The sequence below is a fragment of the Micromonospora sp. CNZ286 genome (assembly GCF_014207755.1).
On the sequence record NZ_JACHIZ010000001.1, the window covers coordinates 5,574,580 to 5,598,265 of the forward strand.

16 protein-coding genes are annotated in these 23,686 nt (G+C 66.7%); 3 read left to right on the plus strand and 13 right to left on the minus strand.

Annotated elements, in window-relative coordinates; genetic code table 11:
• Positions 1-64: 64 nt before the first annotated feature.
• Genes dpdD through FHX31_RS24685 form a run of 9 tightly spaced genes read right to left on the minus strand, consistent with a single transcriptional unit; the run spans position 65 to position 18,453 of the window.
• The gene (gene dpdD, locus FHX31_RS24645) at positions 65-2,230 is read right to left on the minus strand and encodes a protein DpdD (protein WP_184977271.1); all 2,166 of its coding nucleotides are present in this window, start codon (positions 2,228-2,230) and stop codon (positions 65-67) included.
• The gene (gene dpdK, locus FHX31_RS24650; protein ID WP_402881223.1) at positions 2,227-2,748 is read right to left on the minus strand and encodes a phospholipase D-like domain-containing protein DpdK; all 522 of its coding nucleotides are present in this window, start codon (positions 2,746-2,748) and stop codon (positions 2,227-2,229) included. Before dpdK ends, dpdD begins: the two co-directional genes overlap by 4 nt.
• Complete coding sequence (dpdJ, locus tag FHX31_RS24655) at positions 2,745-7,244, minus strand: protein DpdJ (protein ID WP_184977273.1); 4,500 nt, start codon at positions 7,242-7,244, stop codon at positions 2,745-2,747. The genes dpdK and dpdJ overlap by 4 nt, the downstream gene beginning before the upstream one ends.
• Positions 7,241-7,939 carry a hypothetical protein gene (locus FHX31_RS24660; RefSeq protein ID WP_184977274.1) on the minus strand — a complete coding sequence of 233 codons (699 nt, stop codon included), beginning with the start codon at positions 7,937-7,939 and terminating at the stop codon, positions 7,241-7,243. Before FHX31_RS24660 ends, dpdJ begins: the two co-directional genes overlap by 4 nt.
• Positions 7,932-11,096 (minus strand): protein DpdH, encoded by a 3,165-nt coding sequence (gene dpdH / locus FHX31_RS24665; RefSeq protein ID WP_184977275.1) that lies wholly within the window; start codon positions 11,094-11,096, stop codon positions 7,932-7,934. Before dpdH ends, FHX31_RS24660 begins: the two co-directional genes overlap by 8 nt.
• Positions 11,093-11,980: a protein DpdG gene (dpdG, locus tag FHX31_RS24670; protein WP_184977276.1), complete on the minus strand. Its 888-nt coding sequence runs from the start codon at positions 11,978-11,980 to the stop codon at positions 11,093-11,095. Before dpdG ends, dpdH begins: the two co-directional genes overlap by 4 nt.
• Positions 11,980-14,520, minus strand: a complete 2,541-nt coding sequence (dpdF, locus tag FHX31_RS24675; protein ID WP_402881220.1) for a protein DpdF — start codon at positions 14,518-14,520, stop codon at positions 11,980-11,982. Before dpdF ends, dpdG begins: the two co-directional genes overlap by 1 nt.
• The gene (dpdE, locus tag FHX31_RS24680; RefSeq protein WP_402881217.1) at positions 14,510-17,761 is read right to left on the minus strand and encodes a protein DpdE; all 3,252 of its coding nucleotides are present in this window, start codon (positions 17,759-17,761) and stop codon (positions 14,510-14,512) included. The genes dpdF and dpdE overlap by 11 nt, the downstream gene beginning before the upstream one ends.
• Positions 17,758-18,453: a hypothetical protein gene (locus FHX31_RS24685; protein WP_184977279.1), complete on the minus strand. Its 696-nt coding sequence runs from the start codon at positions 18,451-18,453 to the stop codon at positions 17,758-17,760. Before FHX31_RS24685 ends, dpdE begins: the two co-directional genes overlap by 4 nt.
• Positions 18,454-18,827: 374 nt before the next feature.
• On the opposite strand from FHX31_RS24685, the gene FHX31_RS24690 reads away from it, so the two are divergent.
• Positions 18,828-19,034, plus strand: a complete 207-nt coding sequence (locus FHX31_RS24690) for a hypothetical protein (protein ID WP_184977280.1) — start codon at positions 18,828-18,830, stop codon at positions 19,032-19,034.
• Positions 19,035-19,346: 312 nt separating this feature from the next.
• Here the strand turns inward: FHX31_RS24690 and FHX31_RS24695 are convergent, their stop codons facing one another.
• The 4 genes from FHX31_RS24695 to FHX31_RS24710 all read right to left on the minus strand — a co-directional run bounded on the left by FHX31_RS24695 (position 19,347) and on the right by FHX31_RS24710 (position 21,030).
• Entirely contained in the window at positions 19,347-20,174 is an 828-nt protein-coding gene (locus FHX31_RS24695) for an SAM-dependent methyltransferase (RefSeq protein WP_184977281.1), read from the minus strand.
• Positions 20,175-20,313: 139 nt separating this feature from the next.
• Entirely contained in the window at positions 20,314-20,568 is a 255-nt protein-coding gene (locus tag FHX31_RS24700) for a hypothetical protein (RefSeq protein ID WP_128137735.1), read from the minus strand.
• Positions 20,561-20,803, minus strand: a complete 243-nt coding sequence (locus FHX31_RS24705) for a DivIVA domain-containing protein (RefSeq protein WP_128137740.1) — start codon at positions 20,801-20,803, stop codon at positions 20,561-20,563. The genes FHX31_RS24700 and FHX31_RS24705 overlap by 8 nt, the downstream gene beginning before the upstream one ends.
• Positions 20,800-21,030, minus strand: a complete 231-nt coding sequence (locus FHX31_RS24710; RefSeq protein WP_128137734.1) for a hypothetical protein — start codon at positions 21,028-21,030, stop codon at positions 20,800-20,802. Before FHX31_RS24710 ends, FHX31_RS24705 begins: the two co-directional genes overlap by 4 nt.
• 311 nt (positions 21,031-21,341) lie before the next feature.
• Here FHX31_RS24710 and FHX31_RS24715 point away from each other — a divergent pair, with 311 nt between their 5' ends.
• Both FHX31_RS24715 and FHX31_RS24720 read left to right on the plus strand, forming a co-directional pair.
• A complete protein-coding gene (locus FHX31_RS24715) occupies positions 21,342-22,778 on the plus strand; it encodes a helix-turn-helix domain-containing protein (protein WP_184977282.1) in 1,437 nt (478 codons plus the stop codon).
• Positions 22,775-23,674: a phosphotransferase family protein gene (locus tag FHX31_RS24720; protein ID WP_184977283.1), complete on the plus strand. Its 900-nt coding sequence runs from the start codon at positions 22,775-22,777 to the stop codon at positions 23,672-23,674. The genes FHX31_RS24715 and FHX31_RS24720 overlap by 4 nt, the downstream gene beginning before the upstream one ends.
• Positions 23,675-23,686 lie beyond the last annotated feature (12 nt).

The following is a 23,686-nucleotide window of genomic DNA, read 5'->3' on the forward strand; positions in this document are numbered from 1 at the left end:
CAGAGTCACTGACGCAACCGCCACCCTTACCGCATAGCTAGGTCCTCATCAGCAACGACGGCCATTAGGCAGCTTGTCTCAGCGTTTCCAGAGCGACGTGGAGCATGCTCGCCGATCCCGCCCCGGGCACGTACACGACCTTGCCGCCCGTCCAGCGCTCGATGAATCCGGTCGCTGCGTGCGTCGCACGCCTGGTGGCCAGAAGGGCGATGTCGCTGGCCTGGGACTGATCCTTGAGCCTGTCGCTGCCGTCATGATCGCTGCTGGTATGCACGGTTAGCGCCGGAGCAAGTTGCTGGAGGGAGGCCCGGACTCGGTGCAGGACGCGCTCCTGCAGGCTGTACAGCAGGACTGTGCGTGCATCTGCGCGGAGGCTCCCGCCCGCTTCCAGTTCGCCTGGTGCGATCAGGGACTGCCACGCGAGATCGATCCCTGCATCGAGACTGAGTTCGCCGGCGAGGATGACCTGAGCTGGTGACAGGCGACGGCCGAGGTCGCGCACCCGCGCGAGTAGGTCTTGGCAGACTGTCGCTCGCGTTCCAGGTTCCACGGCCGGCCCCGCCAGCAGCAGATCGACGAGGTCGAGCACCCGGTTGACCGTGCGGACCTGCACCAGTTGTGGCGCGAAATCGGATAGTGAGCCGACGGCCTCGCGGTACTCCGTAGCGTTGGGTGCGGCTAGCAGGAACGACCGGAGCGCCACAGTAAGAGAGGCGAGGGCGGCCTCGTTGAACTCTTCGGACAACAGGATGAGGCTGATAGCGACACCGCTGCTTCCGCCCGCCCGCTGCTCGCCGAGCGCGTCGAGCAGCAGCGGCAGGGCATCGAGGATGGTTGTGACGGCGGGTGACTCCGGCGGAATCTGGGCGATCGCGTCGGCGACCGAACGATCATCGATCACCGGCCACTGATGGGCGATTTCGTCTAGGTTCCTCGACAGGCCGGAGAGATCCTCTCCGGCGGCAACCCGTTCAATGAACTCCACCCAGTTAGTGGGTACGCGGTCGCGGCCCAGGCCAAGGCCGTCAAGGTGATGCTGCCACGCTTCGCGCTGCCAGTCCTGGGGTAGGACTTGCCTGAGATAGTCGGGCCCGTGCGCGTTGAGTACCTGGTAGAGCTGTGCACTACGTACCGCGTCGGCGAGGCCGAGGGCGCAGTGCACCGCGAGCCGATCGCGGACCACTCCGTCGGAGAGGCCAGCCAACGCCCGCCACGCCTGTTCGAAGGCGCCCTCGTCGATTAGATCCCGGATCGTATTGATGCCCGGCTCGGCCTTCGGGGGCGCTGGTTCCGGCAGGCGTTCGCGCAGCGCGAGCAGCCACGGGTCGTCGGCGTCGGCGAGCGCCACGAGCAGCGTTTCCAGGTCGGCCGACGTTGGGTACGTCAGCGCCAGGGCGAGTAGCGCGCTGCGGGCCTCCGGGCGGCGCACCTGGCTGGGCCCGCCCAGCAATGAGGCGTACTGCGGGTTTCGCAGCAGCTCGTCGCGGGCAGCGTCGACGTCGCGGTCGGCGGCTGCGGCGACGAGGTAGCGCCGGTGCACCGCGACGAGCATGGTCTCGCGGATGGCAGCGGGCAGCCGTATCCGGAACAGGTCGTCGACTTCGGCGCCATCGAGCGCCCGTTCGGGGAAACCGAGCGCGTCATGGCGGCGGATGCGAAGGAACGCGGTGTTGGTGGCGTCGAAGGCCCCAGACGCTACCAACCGTTGCAGGTAGACCGCAGACAGTTGTTCGTCACCGCTGACTAGTGCGATGCGGAAGTCACGCAGCAGCCGTCCGACCGGTACGGCCTCTTCCACCGTGCGGGTGGGCCGCTCGTGCCAAACGCCGCGCAGCAGACGCAACGCGTGCCACGCCGCCTGCCACTTCTCGTGGGGGATCTCTAGTCGCCACATCGGCCCGTCCCCCAAGCCCTCCAGGGCCATCTCGACCGGATCGTCGCGACGAGGCACTGCCGGCGTAGGGCTGAAGTGGGCGTAGGTTGGGCCGACGAAGGCGGTGAGGGCCTCGATCAGGCGGCGGCCCATCGGCGCGCCGAACGCCTTGGCGAGGACGAACCACCGCCCGCCCTGCCGGTGTGGCAGCAAGACTGGTCGGCCGGGGACCGCAGCGACGTCCTCAATGAACGGCGCCACCCGCGAGAAGCGCTCGTCCAGCCGCCATCCATCGGGCAGGTTGAACTCGTTACCGGGACCAAAAAATCCGTGCACGAACTGGTCGACGTCACTCACAGGTGCCCCCAACGAGCACGAAACGCCAGCCGGGCCTCCGCGATGGCGCGCGAATCGGTGTCGAACCGCACCCATTCGTCGAGAAGCTGCACGCCGTTATACGTGAAATTCATCGACCCGTTGAGAAGATAGGCATCGCCCAGGAGGCCCTTCTCGTGCAGGACCGGTGAGCGCCTCACCTGCACGCGGTCCGCATTTTCGCTCTGTTGCAGCCGCTGGAGGAACCGTCCGTTGTGTTCGTCCGGCCGAACCTCGACAAAGACTCGGGTTCCCCGCGCGGCCAGGCGCAGAAGGATCTCGGAGAGGCGAACATGCCTAGCGCCCCAGCTCGGCTCCAAGCCGGTGAAGGCCCCGTCCGTGTTGTTGACCACCCCAATGTCGCTGACCCACGGCGACACTAGCCAGATCTCCTGGCTGGGCGCTAGCAGCTCGCCAATGAAAACCGCCTGGAGCAAGGCTCGCAGATCCTCACTTGTACGGGTGTGGCCACGGCGTAGCGTCCGAGCGGGATAGCTCACTGCTCCATCTCCCGAAGCTCCAGCCTCACCTTAATCTGGCCGCTCTCTCGCCGCGCTCCCCGCACGACCGGATGAACGAACAGGTAGCTGGTGTCAATCGGCTCGGTACTGACGTGGATGACCGCAGATTGCAACTCGCGGACGGACTCCATCGACGCGACGAGGTCGACCATCCCGGTCGAGGTGATCTCCCGTTCGAAGGTAGTCCGCCAATCAGCGTCGGCCACAGACACCTCCGGAACGACGTCGCCTAGGAGGGCGGCCACCAGTTGCCGGTCGATGGGCGGTGGTAGGTCGTCGTACGGCGAGGAGACCCGAAGGTCACCGTTGAAGATGTCGACGCCGCGCGGCCATAGGGTCGAGTACACGTGGTCCGGGGCGCGGTAGACGTCGCCGATGTCATCCCGCTGGTCGGAAAGCACCAATGCCGACCAGGATCGAGCGTCGATCTCGAAGCCCATCGTCCGGGTCGCCTCGTCCCATTTCTTGAGCACATGTAGCAGGGCTGCGTCGTGGCGCGGCCCGGTGCCTGGCCGCAGCAGTCGGATGGCGATGGCGGACACAACCGGATGCGACACCAGGAAGCCGCCCCGGTCCAGTTCCGCGAGGAGCGACTGCAATGAGGCTCGAGATGAGGAGTTGTTCCGCGCGGTCCGTACCGCTGACAACGCCCTGGCGAGCGGTCCGGTAGGCGCGGTGACCACCTCATCGAGGATGCGGCGCAGTTCGCTGTCGACCACCTCGAAATCACCGGGCCCCAAACCGGCCCGTACCAATCGCCAGAACCGACGAGGGTCTGCTGCGTACGTCCGAACCAGACGCTCAACAATCCCTGCCCCGCCCACCGTACTCTCGGTTAGCCACACATCGGCGCCGCCGCCGTCAACACGCAAGTCGAGCAGCAAGTCCTGGTCGTCCGCATCGGGAGTGAGCTGCAGGACAGCGGAATGAATTGCGGCGCCGATGGTGCGGGCCAGGACGTGACGGGCCAGGTCGGCGTCGGCGGGGGCGTGGGGTGCAAACCCAGTGGGGTCGCTGGCGACAGCGGCCGTGACAGCAGTGGAGTGTAGGCGTCGTGCGTGGTTTCGCAGTCCTTGCCGCACGGCTGGGTCAGCCACCGCCGCGAAGAGTTTGGCCCGCAGCTGGCGGGGATCGTCCTGGGGATCAGCATCAAGGTCATCGCCGGTACTGGCCGCTGGCCCATCGACCTCATCGGTAAGAAGGCCGGTTAGCCGCCCCACAGCCCTGCGCATGTCATCCTGGCTTACCTCGGCGCACACTTCGCCGACCTGCTGCTGCCCGGCGAATACACGGTCGACGACGGCGCTTTCAAATACCGGCCCCAGCCACATCCGGACGAACGGGTCAGGTACGGACTCGTCGCACGCGACAGCGTGCCGGAATGACAGAGAACGCCAGGCCGGCGAGCTGAGGTGAGCCAGCGCGGACAGTTCGGCCGCCGACGGCAGCCGCAGGCGGAAGTGCACCCCGTCTACGTCGAGCGCGAAGCCGAGCGCGGCAGCCTCACCGGCGTGGTTGACGTACGACACCTGAACCTGGGCGGCACCGGAGTTGCGACCCCGCGTTTTCATATCCGCCCGTGCGCCGGAAGTGAACCGCCGCACCTGCAGCGGACGCCGGTTGACGTGTGTGTGGACGCTGATGTACTCCACGTGTTGATGCCAAGGGGCGGGAACCTCCAGCCGTAGGGGGGCGCCTTCCTGCGGCACAATCTGTGTGTGCCACACCGGCCGGCTGTTGGCGGTGTCGTTCACCTGAGACGGCGGGTCGCTGAGCCTGATGGCGTACGGGCGGACGACGACGAACTGCTCGTCGGAGCGGTAGTCCGTCCACCGGCCCTCTATGCTTCCCCGCGCCACGAACTCACGTAGCGGAATCACGGCCGCCGTGGCGCCCATGGGAAGTGGAACCCAGGTGCGCTGCGCACCGGACCGGACGGCGAAGCGTTTGCTGACCCGTCCTGGAGCGGTCTCGCGCAGCGCCTGCAGCACCGGCATACGGGTGTCGACCTGCCGGGAGAAGGTGGCTGGGAGTACCAGCTCGACCTCGGGCAGATTCAGCGCCGCAAACAACGCGCGCGGCACGAACTCGGGCGCAAAGGCATCCCCTACCCCGCCGGGATCGTCGGCCCCCGCCGACCAGTTGCTACGTGCCCGGCGCAGCAGGGTCGGGACCACCGCCGTGAGTAGTGCGCGAGGCGGATCCCAGAGCACAGCTAGTACTTCGTCGTCGTCCAGTTGCAGCGACCACCGCAGGTACCCGGCGAACTCCCGCTGGGTGATTGGATCGGTAAGCAACTGTTCCAACAGCGTGGCGACCTGGTCAAGGGCCGGATGGTTCAGGCCGTTCTTGGGTGTGAGAACGCGTCGCGCATCCTCGCGCCACTGCAGCTGCCGAGTGAGCCAGTCAGCCAGCGCGAAGGTGGCCTGCATCCGCACCACGTAGCGGTTGCCGATCGGCAGCGACCGCGGCGGTAGCTCAGGGTCGAATAATCGATCATATGCCTGGTAGGTCAAACGGTCGCGGCCGAAATCGCTCAAGGTCACCACGGTAAGCGGACGAATCGCCCGGGTTCGGCCGGCGCGCCCTCGGCGCTGTACGAACTGGGCCGGATCCCGTGGTGACTTGTGCTGCAAGATGAGCCCCACCCGCGGGTCATTGAAGCCGACGTCGAGTGAGGCCGTAGCGACGACAAGATCGGCGTCGTCGGCGACGCCGGGGTCCTGCGAGGAGGTCTTGCCGATCCGCAGGCCGCGGGCGGGAGATGTCCCGGGCAGCGGATGGCCGGTGCGGTCGGCGAGGGCCCATACCTGCCCGTCGGCGTCGCGGCGGGCCCGGTTAGGTAGGGCCGCGGAGCGGAGGTTGGCGAGGACCTTTTGAGCCCCTGACCGCCGCCGGGCGGTCCAGCCGTCTCCTTCGGCGTCTCTGAGGTCGTGGAAGAGGCGATTGGTCACGTCGAGGTCGTCCGTGAACAGGAAGCCCTTGCTGCCGGCGAGCCCGTCGGCGCTGGTGGTCCTGTCGAGGGCCCGGCCAAGCAACATGGACGCCTGGATGGTCAGCGACAGCATGCTGGCGCCGCTCGTGGGATCGGCCCGTACGGCGACCTGGTACTGCCGGCCTTCGGCGATGAGGTCATCGTCGGCGGGCTCGATGTGGGTGACGCCGCTCTCCGCCACTCCGACCAGCCGGGCCATAAAGGCACCCGCGTCCGCCAGTGTGGCGGAAAGCCCGACCACCGTAATGTTGGGGCCGACGGCGTTGCGCCAGCGCCGGAGGGTCAGCCCTACATGGGCACCGTGCACGCCCTGGTACGTGTGCACCTCATCGAGTAGGAGCAGCCGCGGATGCGATCCGTTCGGCGTGAACCCGAACAGCGCGCCCAGTCTGGGGTCGGATGATGCCCGGTTGAGCATCTCCGTCGTGGTGAACAGTACATCCGGCGGGCGATCCAGCATGCTGGCCCGGGTAAGTGCCAGGAGGTCTCCGGACACCTCCCCGCCGCATCCCCGACAGACCAGGCGTTCTCGGCCAGCCTTGTAGCCCTTCACGCGGCCTGGCGTCCGGTCGCCGTCCGGCCACACCAGGTCCGCGCCGCAACGGGGGCAGCGGCAGTACGGACAAATCCGACCCTCAGCAACGCGCCGCCAGGACTCCTGAAGCCACGACGCGGAATCCACCGCGCGGCCGGACTCTGGGGTATCGCCGTAGAGCGCGCCGATACGCAGCGGACGGCGGCCCGCGGCGCCCAACGCGGGCGCGACGTCGAGCGACGAACGCAGCGCCTCACCGACCTGGTCTTTGAGCAACTCGTTACGGGGGTACACGGCCAGGGTGTGCACCTGCGGGCTGGTGGAACCTTCCACCATCCACAGGTAGGCGGGTAGATAGAACGCCAGCGTTTTCCCGCTACCCGTTCCAGCGGCCACAATGACCGCCTGGGTGCCCTCGCTGTGCAGTGAGCGCAGCACCGCCGCGGTGGCGTCGACCTGGAACGCGGCCAACTCATTCTCACCGATCTGCGCCGCGAGCACCTGCGAGCCGGTGGTGGTCAACGGGCTTATGTCCCGTAAGCGGTCAACCAAGTCGGCCAATGGGATGTTGCGCCGTGGGTAGCGCCGGGGCTGAGCGATGACGCGGTAGTCGGCGACCAGAGTCCGACCGCGCAACCACCACTCGCCCGGCCCTGTTCCGAATAGTTGGCGGGCCCGTGAAAGCAGGCGCAGGGTTTCGGCGAACCGCGACCGCCATCGCCCCTCGCCTACCTCGATCAACAACGCCCGGGCGGCGAGCGCGTCGACGACCTGCTCAGCGGTGTGGTCAGAACCGATGTCCTGCAGCCGCTGCGCCACCGCCTCCAGCAACTCCGGTTCGGTGAGGTCGCGGTTGACGACCCCCCAGGCCAGCAGCGGAAGCTCCCTGTCTTCGACAGCGTTCAGTGCGTCACCCAGCACCTTCGGCGGGATCGGCTCGATCACGCCTGCCACCGCACCACAAGACCATCCGCGAGGTCGTGTGCCTGCAGGAGACGGAACTGCTCGGCGGTCAGTTTGCGAAGCGAGAAGCCCTCTCGGTTGAGTGCCTCGAACACCGGCTCCAGTTGCTCGGGAACCTCGGCCCCGCCAACCTCGCTAATCTCCTGGCGCAGCCAGGCGACCTGGCGAAGAAACATCTTCACCTGTGATGGGTTTCGGGGCGGCGCTGTGCGACCCTCCTCGACCTCAACAATCGCGCTGGCCAGCCTCTGCTGAACGGACGGCGGGAGCATCCGAACGGAACGGACCCCCGCCTCCTCGGCCCTGGCAGTGGCAAACCGTGGCCAGGCATCGGCAATGGAACTGTCGGTCTGCCGCGCCACGGCGGCCAGGGCATGCTTGACCGTATTGAAATCGGTGTCCAAGGCACCCGGCGACTCGCCCGCGTCCAGGCCTCGGCGAAGGTTGGCGACCGCCTGCGCCAGACCGGTGTGGTCGGGCGTTCGCAGGTCATCCACCCCGGCGGTGGCGCACGCGCGCCACGTCTGCGCCGATAAAGCCGGCTCATCGAGAGCCTTACGCAACTCGGCAGCGCGGTTCTGCAACCGACGAGCGTTGTCCATCGCGCTCCGTACCGCCTTCACCTCACCTGCTAACTGGTGGAGCCGGCGGGCCTTGTCTAGCAATGACTCACCCATCGGAACTCTCCTGCCATTCGCTCAACAGCGCGTCGATTTCGGCGAGTACATGCCGAAGCTCGGGATAAGGGTCGGCTGGTTGGGCCCTGCGCTGGTAATCGGCCTTCCGAAGCCCGTCGTCCAACCACCGCTCGCATCGCTTTAGGAATTCGAGTACCAATCCAAATCGGTTCCCGCGGTCCTTCGCGACGAGGCGTGATCGTCTCTCGCTGTTCCTGGCCGACGGCGGCTCGGACTCAATCGCGGCGTCATCAAACTCCTTAACCAAGCTCTCCCATCGCTCCCACGGGAGCGTTCGCGCTTGCCGCAACCCGTCCAGCCACTCCTCGGCTGCACGGCCACCGGCGCCGGGTGCGATGGCGGGCAGCGCGGCCAGGGCCTTGCCCAGTTCCTTGAGCAGCACCTCCGGCTCTTCCCCACCGGTCAGCCGCCCATATTCGGCGACCAGCGTTCGCAGATGCACCCACTGCGCCTGCACGGCCGGGTCGAAATCCCGCTGCAGCCGTCGGTACGCCGGGGCGATCCAGTCGGGCAGTGCCTGCGGATCCGCCTCGAGAGTTGGGTCGGCGCCGATCGACTCGATAGCGGGCAGCAGGACCGTGGCGTCTACCAGTTGTGGTGCGCCACTGCCCTGCGCGGCGCCGATCGCTTGGCTCAGCCGGTCCACGACGAGAGCCCTGTCTTCAAGGTGTTTAGCAGCCAGCTTTGCCCATTCCTCGACACGTATGTCACGGTCGGTGTGGGTGGCGGCGCCAGGCTGAGGGCCCGGGTCGAGGATGGCGGCAAGCAGATCCTCGCGGCTGCGTCCGCGGCTACCCTTGAGGTCAAGCACGCGAGCGCCGATCAGTGACGTGGCTACTGCGGCCCGTATGGTTTCCGCCTGATGGAACCGGAAGTGCTTTCGTGCGGCCTGCACCATCGCCTCGGCCCACTCGTTAAGGCGTCTCGACAACAATCGCTGCTGTTCTGGGCCGCCAGCAAAGTTCCAGTGCCCGTACTCTTCACGCTGGAAGATCGCCTTGAACATCGTGGCCGTTGCCGGCCCCTTCCTGAGCACAATGGTGGCCTTACCTCGGGGCGGTTCACCTTTGTCACCGAATGCTCTTTCGATGTACACGCCTGGTCCCTTGTCACCCAAGACCGCCCGCCGGATAGCGTCGTTCGGCGTAGGCAGCCCGAGCTCATTCCATGGCACGCGTGCGACTACGGCGTCTCGTAACCAGGTCCGCAGCTCGCGGGCGTAATCCTGAGCCAGCACCTCGTCCCGGCCATCCCAGTCATCGATCGCGCTAAGCCGCGTCTGCAGCCGGGCCTTCGGCACCGGGCCGATACTTTCCTCGGACGGCGCCGATGGCGACGATCTCGTGGTTGGGAGTTGCTCCCCTGAATAGGGTCGGGGCACAGTGGAGCGTTGCGGTTGAGGTGTCGGTACTTCAACGTTCCGCAACTGCGGCAGGCGGAATGCCTCATAAATTCCGAGAGCCAGGTGCGGAGCCGTGGCGACTGACTCACCCCAGAACTCAAGAAGGTCTAGTCGCCGCTCGTAGGTCTCTGGATCGGCCGCCTGAAGGCGTGCGGCTGCCTCCGGACTCAGGACGTGGACCAGTCGTCTACGCGGGAAGTCCCGCCGGAACGTACGCGGAGGGAACTCTACCTCGCGGATCGCCCGGTCGTAGTTATCCAGCACGTGGCGAACCACCCGGCTGAGTACGGTGCGAGGGTTGAAGGTGTCGGTGTCACGGTCGGAGGTAACTCGGACTGCGCGCACAATGGCATGTTTGTTAAAGGGATACAGCCCGAATTCTTCTGAGGAAGCGCCAAACGCTTCGTGGCACTGGTTCCGTAGCGGGCACTTCGAGCACTTGTTGGGCACCCACTCCGATGAGGCCGCAAACTCATTCTGTGCAGCTGCATGGGCGCGGACGAGGTCGGGACGACCCGTCCGCGCGGCGTTAAGGTAGCGAGCCACGAAGTCGACGATCTGCTGGTCGTCAACGCCGATGGACGCCTTCTCGCGCATCGGCACGTCAAGTTGGTACATATAGGGAACGCTGGCTTCTGCGCGGGTTCTTGCCGTCTCCGGCAACTGTTCGAAGAAGTAACCCCTCGTGACGGCCATGAGAGTACGGACGGTCGCCAACTCCTGGCGGCCTTCCCGGACGCCAGCTTCGGTGATTGCCTCAAGAAGGTCCCGCTGAATTCCCTGGATCAGCGCGAAGTCCTCGATGAGCAGGATGATCTCCTGCCCGCGGCGATGGAACTCGCGACGGATTTCAATCATCGCCTCGCTCAGTCGGCCACCTTCAAGGTCCGTCAGGCGAAGCACGGCTCTGTCGAGGTTCTCGCTGAGGAGCCTCGCAGCCTCCTCGCGCAGTGGCGGCGACCCCAGCAGTTGTTTGTACATCGTCGCGGCGATCGGGCCGATCTCTCCCGGATCCACGTCCGGCATAAGGTCTTGCGGCTCGAACGCTGTGCGTCGCTCGGCTTCACCCCCGCGCCGGCCATGCAGCAACTCCTCAGCAAACCGGGTTAGGACGCTATCCGGCGCGAGCAGATGCCGACGGTAGCCATAATCGCGCAGCAGGGTGGGCAGCGCCCGTTCGTTACTCAGCGCCTTCCGGTACCTAGCAGCGCTACTGTCGATTGCGCTGCCGGTGGAGTCGGCGAACTGCAGGACCAGCGCTAGCCGGTCAAGCAGCTCGTGCGGAAGCGCCTGCTCGTCGTACTGCCCCAAGCTACGGCTGACCTGATCGCGGATCTCCTGAAATCGCTGGCCGTCCAAATCTGATAAAAGAGTGCGGATGACTGACGAGAGGTTTGTTTCGGTCTTGCGGAGGTAGATGACGCGGCGTGTGGGGGTGTCTTGCAACTGCTGGCCGACCCAGCGCACAAGGTGGGACTTACCTGTACCGGACTCACCCATGATTGGCATCAGGACGACCCCGCCTGTGGGCGGGCGGTTGATGAAGTCTTCCAGTACGGCTCGTTCGTCAACCTGTTCACCCGGGGCGGCCGATCCCCACGCCTGCCGAACGACGGCGAGGGGCCGGTGAGTGGCCAGGAAGACGGCCGGATCCGCGTGTACCGCCTCGGTGTTGATCGTTTCCGCGACGTTCGGCCGGTTCCAACACACATAGCCGGCCAAAGAGTCAGTCATCGCTGCACCCCCTGCACGGTGACGACACTGATAATCCTCACGTTCGGCCCATCGGACAGCAGTACCTTGTCGGGCGCATCTGACGGATTTCCCATAGCTATCGCGCCGCTCTCTTCGTTGCACAGGAGGGCGTGGCTCAAGGCCACGTCCAGGGCATTGTCGACCGCCCGCCTACCAGGCGGTAGGTCCCAGCCCGGGCGCAGCCGAGTCGTCAACCGGCCACCGTCGACGACGGGCAGGGAGTGCCGGAGGAACGACACGAATTCCGACGCCGGGACGGGTCCAGTCCACTCCCGGCTCCTGATCACCGTGCGGACCGCACGAGTGATGTCCGGGACAATGGTCGATGAGGCCCTCCCAGGGGGTCCGGCATACTCCGCGAAGCCAAGCGCAGTAGCCCACCTGACGAAGGCCAACCACGGGTTGCTGTTCCCGATGGCGAAGGACGTGAAGGATTCGCCCATGTCATGCGACAAAAGGCGCTGCACTTCTTGCCAACTCAATGGGCTGCCGTAGGGGTCCTGCGCGCACCACCAGGTGAGCGCCGAAAGCAGATCGCGTTGCGGCGACTCGTCAAGGCCGTCCGTCGCGCCGCCGCAGATCGCCAGCACCAACGCCTCGCCGAAGGCCCGCACGTCCGATGGAACGGCGAGCTGTGGGGCGGCCGCGACGGTGCCGCCCGCCCGCACCACGAGCCTCAAATCCTGTAGCGCTTTCAGGCAGGCATCGAAGGTGTTCGTGCCATCGGCGCGAATCTTCAGTGTGGGGGGTTGCAGCAATGACTTCAGTCGATGCTGCTCGACCGGCTGCGCGCACTCGGTCAGATATCTGGCGATGAGATGCATCCCGTTGGGCAGGATGTTGGGCGGGTTAAGTAGCGGCATTACAGGTCCTCACGCAGGCGGGTGTGCGTTACGCAGGGCTGGTGCAGGTCGGACCAGGCGACGTGGGGACGACCGGGGGCGGTCAGGTTGGCAGGGGCGACCAACACGAGTGCCGGATAGTAGTCGAACCAGTCGGCGAGATCGAGCGGCGGTTTCCCGCCGGCAGCAAGCAGCGCGACGGTAGGCACCGGAGGATCCAGAGGGCTCGGAGCGGTGATTGACCGCATCAAGGGCTTTGGCCCGGCGGTGTCCTGTAGCTCCAGCCATTCCCGATCCGTGATGTCGCCTTCGACATCCAGGACGTGGCTGAATCCCGCGACGACCAACTGTTTGAGGACTCGCCGTGCGAGCTGCGTCGTCGCGACCTCGTCGCTGGTGTCGACAAGCACCGTGAGCCGACCGTGTGGCATCAGGGCGTGCAGCGACGACCCAACGCCCGAGGACCGAACGGGCCACTCGGCCACTGGTGGCAGTGGAGCGAGCCCCTCGCTCGGTGGTACGTCCGCCCGTCGGCAAGCCGGGCAGCCCCGACAGGACCTCGTCACCCGGGCTGAACCGAACGGCCTATCGAAGCTGTACCAATCGCGCAGAATATCGCCGATGCAGCGCTTTCCGGCCTCGATGGCCTTGAGCGCGTTGAGCCCGTCGCGGCTCGCGTCCAGGATCCGCTGCCGCTCGGTCAGGTAGGCGGCCCAGTTGATTTCGCGGCGCCGGGAGATCTCCAGATAACGGCGCACCTCCGCCTGATCCAGGGTCACTTCTTCCTGCGCCTCGCCCCACCCAGAGGCGATAAGGTCGAGGAAACCGGCTCGGGCCAGTGCCGAAAGCAGGGCGATATTCCACCGTCGGTTGGTTGGACCCTCCATCGTGACGTTGGGCGGTCTCGTGTCGAGGTCGAGGAGCATCCGCATCGATGGAAGTTGCCGGGCCCCGACGAGTAGGGCGTCCCATCTGCCCTCCGCCTTCTGCTTAAGCAACTTGGGCAAGCCGAGCCTTCTGGCGATCTTCCGGTCGCGCCGAGTGAGTAGAAGGCTGCTGACCGAAGGGCAACCGTCGCGGCCTCCGCGACCTACCTCCTGGTAGAACCGGTCAACCGTCTCCGGCTCACATGCGTGGATCACGGCGCGAACATCTGGAACGTCAACTCCGAGGCCGAACGCCGAAGTGGCCACGACAATGTCGTAACGCGTGGCCCCGATACCCATCCGCCAACCGTTGACGACGTCACGCCGCTCGGAGGCCCGACTCCGGCCGCTAACCCCAGCATGCCGGTGGAAGCCCCACGTAGTCATGGCCTGCCGAACCTGGTCTACCTGCTCAGGCAGCGACACGTACACCACCGCGGGACGCGGAAGATGGAGCAGGTGTTCGCGCAGCGCGTCCATCCGCCTCTCGTCGGTGGGCCAGCACGACATGAAGTACTCGGGTTCTGACCGCAATCGCGAACTGCTAACAATGCGGAACGGACGATCGTCGCCGGACGGGCCCTCATCTGCGAACAACCGATACAACGTCTCCGCCGCAGATGGGTTTAGGGTGCCGGTCATCAGTACCGTGACCGGCGCAACATCCGGGGCGGACTGGTCTACCAACGTACGCCGCAATCCCGTCATGGCTTGAAAGTCCGGCCGGAAATCAGCCCCCCACTGATCCACAATGTGGGCCTCATCGACCACGAAGTAGCGCAAGTGACCGGCCTGCGCTGCGGATTGCAGCGCAGGGGCCAGGCTGGTCATGAGCGCCTCAGGCGAGGTGAATAGGAGCCGCTGCTCGCCGTGGCGGATTGCGTTCCTAATGGCCTCCTTCTCCTCGTCGGTCATGTCTCCGATGTAGGCATACCGCCCACTTGGTGAGGGGCGCTCCCCGCGCTCTTTGATCATCTCCTGCAGCCGCCGCTCCTGGTCAAGCGCCAGCACGACGGTGGGGACGACGACGACACTCACCCCGATAACCTGCGAAGCAAGTAACGCGGGGGCGAACGCCAGAGAACTCTTGCCCGTGCCAGTCGGCAGACTCACGAGGAGAGTGGCGCCGGGTGGGGCCGTGACGATCGACCGGGCCGCCTGGCACTGCCCCTCGGACCGGTAATCGGTGTAGCCGACGGTAGCCATCCAGAACGGGTCGGCCGAAACGGGCTCCGGCCGTCGACGCAGCGGCGACTTCGACTCCAGGTACACGTGGTGTAGGGGATCACCACTCGGTTGCGCAGTGTCGTCACCCGGCGGGACCCAAAGCTTCCGCTGAAGATGTAGGCGGCCGTCAGCCATGCGGGTGCAAGCGATCCCTGCTCTTCGCCACACGCTGTCGTCGCCGGCCGCGACGCCCGGCCTCACGCAGATTCCGAACTCGTCGCCTTGCCGGACGCCCTCGAACCCCAACACGTGCCGGATCAATACCGCGATGTCCGCCGCGCCCGCGCTGCCGCTGACCACGGCGTCGAAGAGTCGCCGGTGCGGCGCGGGAACCTGATCTTGGGGAAGGCATGGAGCGTGCCCACCACTCAGTGCCTGTTGAACGCACTCCCACGCCTCAGTGTGCATCGACACCCAACTCTCGGGCCGCACCCGCGAACGGTCGATTACTTAGTACGACGCAGGAGACGGCGACCAGCCGTACCCGGGGCTTCCGGCACGCCTGACGCAGCGCCTCGGCAAGGCCCGCGATCGGGCCGTCCTCCTCGCCGAGGCGGGCGGCCGCGAGAGATCTTGCGATCCGCTGTTCGTTTTCGCGGTCGAGATCCACAGCCGCAACTGCGTCTGCCTCAGCCGCGCGCTGCTCCAGATGCCGCACCGTCCGGAGCCGTGCCTGCGCCGCATCGCGGGCTCTCAAAACCGCGTCCCGGAAGGCTCGAGGGCCTCCGAGCAGGCTGATCAGCACCGGAAAGCGATCAGGGTTGAGGTTGCGATCGCCTCGGTCCGGTTCGTAGGCCAGTTCCAGGACGGGTTGAAGCTCAGGATCGACATGGTTGCCCGTCCACGGGTCGAGCCACACTCGGTGCGTGAACGGCACAAACCAGCCGTCCAAACGCCGCTGCAGGGCAGCGGCCGGCGCGTCCGGGAAGCGATCGCAAACGAGGTCGATGTCGCCGTCCACCATGTACTCAAAGCCAAGGCAGACATGTTCGCCGCTCAGCTTCGGAACATGCCGCCACCAGGCCGACGCCTGGCCGCGGTCATCCTGCTGGGCCCATCCCCACAGCGTGTCGACCGTCGGCGAGCCCAGACGCAGCACTCGCGTGCCCGGGCGCCGGAGTGCCGCCGTGCGGTTGAAACAGCCTGGGCTGTCCCAACTGCCGGGCAGCGACTGAGCTAGCTGGTACGTAGGGAGCAAGACCTTCTCGCCCAGGCGGTAACGGCGTACGGCCCGGTCTCGCGAGTCGGTCTCGCGGACCAGTTGGAGCGAGCCTTTGGCATCGCACACAAGGTTGTCGACCGTGCGCTCCACCCTCTTCCACTGCGCCTCGACATCGTCCAGGCGCGCGAACCCAGGATTACGTTCGCCGTCGCCGGCGAAGGTGGCCTCCAGGATGTCCTCGGCAGCGATCTCCTTACGCCGCTGTTTGAGCGTGTCGGCAATCCATCCGGTGCCCTCGATCAGCGCCTGGCTACCGCGCTGTAGGAGTTGCAGGAACAACGTGGGAGCCACCACGTCGACGGCGTACTGCAGCATGGACAGTGAGTCGGTGAAGGCCCCGAAGCCGTCGCGCAAAAGCGCTAGCCAAGCTCCTATCGTGGACTCCTCATCGGCCGGAGCCACGACGTACTGAGCCGCCGGAGCGCCCTCGCCGTGGCGGTCTACCCTGCCCATGCGCTGTTCGAAACGGTTAATCGACCATGGCAACTGCAGGTGGACGACGGCGTCTGCCGCCTGGAAGTTGCGCCCCTCCTCGCCATCGCGATCACATATCAACACCTGGGCGTTACCGGCAATCCAGGCTTGAGTCCGCCGCTCTACCTCATTCGGGTCTTCCTCGGCCAAATGCCGAACGGTAACCGGCGATGGACGGCACTGCGTTAGAGCGTCGGCGACCGCGCGGCCGGCGGCCGGCGTTCCGGCGAAGACGAGTACCCGACGATACCGACGGCACAGGGAGACAATTGCTTCGGCGATCCCGGATAGCGTCTTCTCGGGCTTATCGGATTTCGCGAGTTCGGAGAGGCCGCGCCACAGTTCCTCGTCCGCGGCGAGGGCCGGGGCGCGCTTCAGGATTCGGGTCTCGTGCCGATCTAGGCTGACCGACGCACACGTGTCAATGTCACCCAGCCGGAGCGCCACCGCCGCCGCCAACCCCCCGGCCAGGTTCCTGCAGCGCTCCATTAACACTGCGTGAGTCCACGCGTACGCAGCCCACGTCTCATCGTCCGCCGCCAACTCAATGAGGTGATCGCGTACGGACTGCCGCCACCGTTCGAGCAACTCCTCGGCGGCATCACCATGCAGATCTATGATTTCCAATAGCTCCGGATCGCGCCGGCCCTTGACCTCGAATCGAGGACTTCCCGGGCCGCAGCCCTCGGTGGCTAATACCCGATCACGCCGGTGCCGGATTACTCGGCGATGAAGTCGATAGGTCTCGTTGACATAGGCCCGTAACCGGTCAAGGGACTGCGGCAGCCCTTTCAACGCGTGATCGGCCGCCTCGTTAGCGTCGTCCACCAAGGACCCGAGCCGGGGATCATGCGGGAAGGCGGATCGGATGGTTTCCAAGTGCAGCGGTACGAATTCCGGGAAGGTCGGATCTAGCGCATAGAATGCGCTGGCGAGTTCGTGCCGTGCCCGGACTCGCGCGGTGAAGCCCTTGAGGTCCTCCAGCCGATAGACCGCCGGATCCAATAGGTGGAGCAGACCAAGCATGGCCTGCTCATGGTGCAGCGCCGGGGTGGCCGACAGAAGCAGCAGCCGGCGGCTGGCATGGCATACCTCAGCGAGGATTGTCCGGATCTTTGTGGGCGTGTCGCTTGCTACGAGGTGATGCGCTTCGTCGACCACCACCAAGTCCAGTGCGTCCTCGCCGCGCCACCGCGAAGGGCTTTCGTGCGCGACGATTCGAATCTTCGCCTTCGGAAAATCATCGATAAAAAACTTTGACCGTAACTCATCTTGCCATTGGCGGCGCAAAGAATCCGGGACGATGAATGTGACGACAGCGCGAGGGTTATCGAGGAGAAGTTGACGCGCAATCATCCCCGCCTCAATGGTCTTACCGAGGCCCACCTCGTCCGCGAGTAGGTACCGCTGGATCGGGTCCCGGAGCACCTGCAGGACGGCGCGCAACTGGTGCGGATACAACTCCACCGCACTCGACAGGATTGCGGGCACGTTGGAACAGGCTGCCCGTTGCTCGATGATTCCACGCACAAAGGGTAGCCGCGTCTCAGCGAAGTGCGGACTCTCGTTGGCACCAGCAAGCAACACCTCCACTGGATCCATGACCGGGCGGGACCAACGAACCCAAAGCCGTCGGGCATCGAGCGGAATGTCATAGAGACTCTTCGGCTTACGGACTGCATAGCCGGACCGCACGTCCCCAGCTAGAACACGTCCAGCCTCCCACTGTCCACCTTCCTCCCAAAACACACGGGTCTGCCGAGGCAGCGGCGGAAATTTGACTCGATCTCTAGGCAGCCAGATTGCGTCAACCTGAGGCTTCGACGGAGACTCGAAGAAGTCAACTCGCACCTTCTGGCCGTCTACCGCTCCGATTTTACCCCAACCGCGCGCTTGCCCAACCCATGCCTGGAGTCCGATAAAGCCAGTTAAGTCCTCCCGTACACGCCTCACGCGTTTTTCCCATTGATTGCCCAGGCACGAACTGGATAGATTTTCGTTGATAACCCACGAATGCGCTTATTGCTCCGGCCACCCAACTCGCGCCTCAAAAGCAACTTCCACCCTCCTTCGCCACTACGACTGGATGTGTTGAAGATATAGCTCAATGGCTCCGCCGAAGGGTTGGAGAACAGGTCAAGCCGTCCGTCACTGACGAACAGCGCCCGGTCGACCCTGCCGGCCAAGCGAAGCAGACTTTCCGGCCTCGGCTGATATGCCTCGTCGAGGGGCCCATGGGCAAAGATCTTCGATGGCCCTGGCCCGGTCGGCGGCTGTGCCGATGATGACGGCGGGGCCGCCGAGGTCGGCGACGTTGGCGGCAACCCTGCTCCCCTCTCGTGGCCCTTGACCCGTTCCGAGGGCTGGCAGTCGGCCGGGGAGAGCAGGCCGATGTGCCGCTCACGCGCTTCCTTTGCGGGGCGGTCGATGACGTTGTCGGCCTGCTCGTTCGTCTTCGCTGTGATGAAACATCGGCTCGCCGGCAGCAGCCAACCCGATGGCCCTGCGGACCCAGATTTCCTTGCCTTCTCCGGGCAGGGAGTCGACGACGCCGCCTCGGTGCGGCCGGAGCGCAGGCGTCTTGCAGGACGGTGACTACACTGCTCCGCTTCGATAGCGGGCGGCATTTCCAGCCCAGCAAGCATCGACCTCACCTCCCCACAAGGCGTGCCCGGACCTTACCGCCAGGAGTCCTGCCAGCGGGACCCCCTTCATTCCCCTGTTCAGGCGGTCCGGACTGGCCCACCTGCGCTGTCAATTACCTTCTAAGTCGATATTGCTCTGGGCAACCACTTACGATCAGGGGGTACCTGCGCTCATGAGGTCCCCTTCGAGGATTCCGTCTACGCGAGGTCGGTTCAAGATCACCGGCGTCTGCCAATGCCCACCGGGTACGTCGGGCTGAAGCAGAACTGTCAGGGATCCGACGCCAGGTCCGGCCGCCTGCCAGCGCCCCAGATGCTTGGCGCTACTCACGCTCGGGTATCAACTCCTGGCACCGGGAAACGCGGGTGAGCCGATGGGCCTTCGCCGCATCCGCACCAGTCTTGTCATCGGCTTCGTTACGCTGCTGTTCGGTTGCTGCATGGCGCTGTCCCGACTGTCCGGCAGCACCCTTCGACTGATCGGCGGCGGCGGGCTCCTCATGCTCGCCTGCGTCGTGCGGTCCGCCATTCCGGCTCCACATCAGCTTGGAAGGCTCGACCGTCCCCGACAGCCGCGCTGAACCGACTGCTGCCCTGTGTGGAGATCGAACACCTCGGACCTGCCGTCGATGCCCTCGTGCAGAACGCCGGGAGGTGCTGCGGTCGGAGGGCTTCCTGCTGCACCTCGCGACGAGGGCACAAGTCGGGCGAGCCGGGTGGAGTTGTTGCTCGTCGCGCACGGTTATGGCCGCCTCCGGGCCGACGCGTTCCTGCGGGACCGGCCCGCCGCGTTGGCGCGGCCCAAGCAGGGCCAAAAGGAACCCGGCGGACGTGTCCGCACCCGCCGGCGGAGCGTTCGTACCGGAGGGCTCGCAGCGTGCGCGAGCCGACGCCTACGGCTTGCGGGCGAGCAGTCCGACGAACGTGTGGTAGGTGTCGGTCTGCTGCTGGGCGGGCGCGTCCGGGTCCGGACGCCACTCGGCCAGCGGCACCAGGCCCGGCTCCAGCACCGTCAGCCCGTCGGCGAAGGCGAGGATCTCCTCGTCGGTACGCCAGCGGCCGGTGCCGAGCGACTCGTTGAACACCCGCTCGACCTCGCGGGCCTTGCGGGAGCCTTCCGGATCCCGCTCACCCGGGTCACGGAAGTGCGAGATCGCGACGTAACTGCCCGACGGCAGCGCGTCGATCAGCGCCGCCGCGACCGATCGCGGGTCCTCGTCGTCACCGATGTGGTGCAGGATCGCGAACAGCAGCAGCCCGATCGGGCGGTCGAAGTCGAGGAACCGGCGGACGTCCGGGTCGTTGAGGATCTCCTCCGGCTCCCGGATGTCGGCCTGGATCACCGTCGCGGTGCCCTCGGCGGCGAGCAGCGCCCGCCCGTGCGCCAGGACGATCGGGTCGTTGTCCACGTACACGACCCGGGCCTTCGGGTTGTGCTCGATGGCGACCTCGTGCACGTTGCCCTGGGTGGGCAGCCCCGACCCGATGTCGAGGAACTGGTCGATGCCCGCCTCGGTCACGAGGTGGCGGATCACCCGGCGCAGGAAGGCACGGTTCGCCTGACCGGCGGCCGGCCCGTCCGGCGTGATGCGCAGGGCGTGCTCGGCGACCTTCCGGTCGACCTCGAAGTTGTCCTTGCCGCCGAGGAAGTAGTCGTAGACCCGGGCCACGCTGGGAACGGTGACGTCGATTCCGGGCGGTGCGGCCTTGTCGCGGGTCACAGGCGTCTCCAGACTCCGTGGCGGTTCCGGGCGTTTTCGGGGAGTGTAGCGACCGTACAGGGTGGATGGACGCCCGGTTTGGGACCGCTCCCAACGGACCCGGCCGCCGCCAGGACGTTCATCGACCGACACGCCGAAGTCAGCGCAGCTCCATCGCCCCGCATGACCCGTCGTGACCATCCCGCTGTCCGCAGCGCCCACCGCCGGGGAGCCGCACGTCGCACCAGACCCGGTACCGCAGGTGCTGCGCGTCCTCCTCGCTGAGCGTCGTCTCGCCGAAGTCGACGGCATCCAGGTGACCGAGCGACCGGGCGAGCGCGGCGGCCAGCTCGGCGGCGACGTGCCGGGTGGTCAGCGTGGTCGGCAGGTGGATGATCCAGCGCGGCTCAGCCATCGTGGCCGCGTCGCCGGCAGCCGTTGTGGCGGGACTGCCACTGCCGAAGGGCCTGACGGACCCGCTCCGACTCGGTCCGCGCCGTGGTCAGCTCCCGGTGCAGGCGGTCCATCTCGTCGGCGACCCGGCACAGGTAGTCGTGCACCTGCGCCGGGTCCAGCCCACGCCAGCGGGTGTCGAAGACGGCGCTGCGCACCTGGTACGCCTGCACCCGCTCCCCGGTCACGTAGATCACCACGCCACCGTCCCGGCCGCCAGGGCCTCGTCGGGCAGTCCGGCCGCGGCGAGCGTCGCCCTCCCCCACCGGGCCAGCCGGCAGGGGTACGGGACACGCTCGCTGCGGCACAGCGGCCCCTGCGGCCAGTGCTCGGGCACGTGTACGCGCACGGCCAGCGCGGCGACCAGTAGATCCTCGTCGGTGACCGGGGTGTGGACGGGGAAGTCGGCGAGTACGGCGGACATCGGCAGGCGCCTCCGGGTCGGGTCTCGTGGAGTGGCGCCGGGGCGGGCGGGGACGGCGGGAGCCGCGATCGGGGGACGCGGTGCCGCCGGAGCCCGGCACCCGCCCCGGGCCATGCGCTGACCCTCAGTCCCTCTCGGCAGGAGGCGCATGCCCTGATGATCGTGGCCGCCATGCACACCCCGCATACGCTCGGTCACCGTCACGAGACATCCGGCGATATGCACAGCGCGTATACCGGGCCGCTCCGGAACGGGTTGAATGACTAGGCTCGACTTCGGACACAGGTTCTCCGCGAACGGCGAGGTTGCCGGTGACACCTGCGAACTGCCCCCGCTGCGGCGGCCGCCTGGCGCGCGACAACGGCACGGGGCGCTGCGCGCCCTGCCAGGCCGCCGAACGCGACCGCCTCAGCACGCCGCCCGGGGTGCCCGACTCGTTCTGGGACCATGAACCGGTACGGACGGCGTTGGCCCGGCGACATCTCGGGCAGGTGATCCGGGCGTACCGCCACCACCCGTACCACGGGCGGAGCCCGCTGCCGCAGAGCGTCGTCGCGGGGTGGCTGGGGATCACGCAGGCACAGTTGAGCCGGATCGAGAACGGGCCAGCCCTGGTGCATCTCGACCGGCTGACGCATTGGGCCACCGTGCTCCGCATCCCGCCGGGGTCTCTCTGGTTCTCAGTCGGTCCAGGCTCCCCGGCCAGCGCTCCGGCCGACGGGATCGGCGCAACACCAGACCTGGGTCGGCGAACCCTCCTGGCCGGCATCGCCGCGGTGTCCGCAGGAGCCGGGCTGGTCGGGGTCGCCGAGCAGCCCCGGCCCCGGCGTATCGGCAGTGCGGACGTCTCTCGGCTGAACGCGGTCCTGGAGCTCTACCGGTCGGTCGACTACGAATGCGGTGGCGGCCTGCTCTATCGGGAGGTCGCGCGGTTCGCGGAGTCGGTGTACGGGATGCTCGACTGGTCACACGCGCCCGGGCTGACACCCCGCCTCGTCGCGGCGGTCGCGGCGGCGCGTCAGTTGGCCGGCTGGACCGCGCTGGACGCCGGCCGGCACGCGGACGCTCAGCGGCATTTCGCCGCCGGCGAGCGGGCCGCGATGTCCGCTGACGATGCCCCGCTGGCGGCCCTGATCCGCTACTCGCAGGCCAAGCAGCTACAACACCTTCGGCACAACCACGATGCTCTGGCCGCGCTGAGGCTGGCCCACTCAGAACTGGGATCGCGGGCGACCCCGGCGGTGAGTGCGCTGCTCTGGGGCGCGGAGGCCGCCTCGACAGCCGCACTCGGCGACCACCGAAGCGCGCTGACCCTCCTCGGTCGCGCGAGTGACCAGTTCGAGCGGATGGATCCCGAACGCGAGCCGACCTGGATGGCCTTCTACGACCGTGGCGAACTGCTAGCCCAGTACGGCCGCGTGTACCGCGACATGGCCCGGCAGGCCGGCACGCACGCGGCACAGGCGGTGCGGAGCGTCGAAGAGGCGATCGTCGCCTTCGGCCCGGCGAACGTCCGCAGCATGGTCCTGAACGAGGTCGGCTTGTGCAGCGCGCTCTTCCTCACCGATGAGCCCGAGCGGGCGGTCGCTGTCGGCACGCGCGTGATCGAGCAGTCGCGTGCGCTGAGTTCCAGTCGAGTGGTAGATCGAGTGCTCAACCTGCGGCGCGATCTCGGACGGCACCGCCACCTTCCCGTCGTTGCCGAATTCGATCGGACACTCACCGCACGAGCTGCGGCCACGGTATGAGCGGACGGTTCTCGGAAGAAGCGATGACCCGCGCCATGCGGGAGATCGCCAGCGGACTTGAGGTGCCGACCGAGGATGCCCGCCTCCTGCGGCTGACCAACAACGCCGTGTTCGCGTTGCCGGATTCCGGGCTCGTCATCCGCATCGCGCGGACGCACCGGCTCCGGGACCGGGTGACGAAGGTCGTTCAGCTCGCGCGATGGTTCGCCAAGCTGGACGCGCCCACGATCCGGCTGGCGCCTGGCGTGGCGCAGCCGGTTGCGGTCGGTGACTTGGCCGCCTCGGTATGGGCCTACGTGCCACCCACTGGGCCTACTCCGACGGTGGATGACCTCGGCTCGGCGCTGCGGCGGTTTCATGCGCTCGGACCCCCGCCCTTCCCGCTGGCCGCCTGGGATCCGATCGGGGATGCGCGCCGACGCCTAGCGGATGCCGACGGCTTGAGCGCAGAGGACCACGACTATTTGAAGACGTGGTGCGACCGCTTGGACCCGCAGGTCGCCGATCTCAATCGACGCGTGGAGCAGTCGCTCATCCACGGGGACGCACACGTCGGCAACCTGCTCCGGGATGCGTCCGGAAGCATTCTGCTCTGCGACTTCGACGCCACTTGTCTCGGGCCTTGGCAGGTGGACCTGGCAGCGGTCGCTGTGGGCGAGGCCCGCTTCGGAAAGACGGGAGCGCATCGGGCGCTCGCAGAGGCGTACGGGTACGACGTGATGTCCGACCGCAACTGGCCGCTTCTGCGGGAAGCCCGCGAGTTGAAGATGATCGCTGCCGCCACGCCGCTTCTCGCGAGTTCGGCGAGCGTCGCGACCGAATTTGCCAAGCGATTGCAGTCAGTTTCCCAAGGCGATCACGGTCTACGTTGGAAGCCATTCGCCGATCTCGCCTGAGAGCCTCTCGGC

Coding starts and splice junctions, on each gene's coding strand:
- FHX31_RS24660 (WP_184977274.1), bottom strand. CDS start 7,939: ATGGGTGAGTCATTGCTAGACAAGGCCCGCCGGCTCCACCAGTTAGCA.
- dpdH (WP_184977275.1), bottom strand. CDS start 11,096: ATGACTGACTCTTTGGCCGGCTATGTGTGTTGGAACCGGCCGAACGTC.
- dpdG (WP_184977276.1), bottom strand. CDS start 11,980: ATGCCGCTACTTAACCCGCCCAACATCCTGCCCAACGGGATGCATCTC.
- dpdF (WP_402881220.1), bottom strand. CDS start 14,520: ATGCACACTGAGGCGTGGGAGTGCGTTCAACAGGCACTGAGTGGTGGG.
- FHX31_RS24685 (WP_184977279.1), bottom strand. CDS start 18,453: ATGCTTGCTGGGCTGGAAATGCCGCCCGCTATCGAAGCGGAGCAGTGT.
- FHX31_RS24690 (WP_184977280.1), top strand. CDS start 18,828: ATGGGCCTTCGCCGCATCCGCACCAGTCTTGTCATCGGCTTCGTTACG.
- FHX31_RS24700 (WP_128137735.1), bottom strand. CDS start 20,568: ATGGCTGAGCCGCGCTGGATCATCCACCTGCCGACCACGCTGACCACC.
- FHX31_RS24710 (WP_128137734.1), bottom strand. CDS start 21,030: ATGTCCGCCGTACTCGCCGACTTCCCCGTCCACACCCCGGTCACCGAC.
- FHX31_RS24720 (WP_184977283.1), top strand. CDS start 22,775: ATGAGCGGACGGTTCTCGGAAGAAGCGATGACCCGCGCCATGCGGGAG.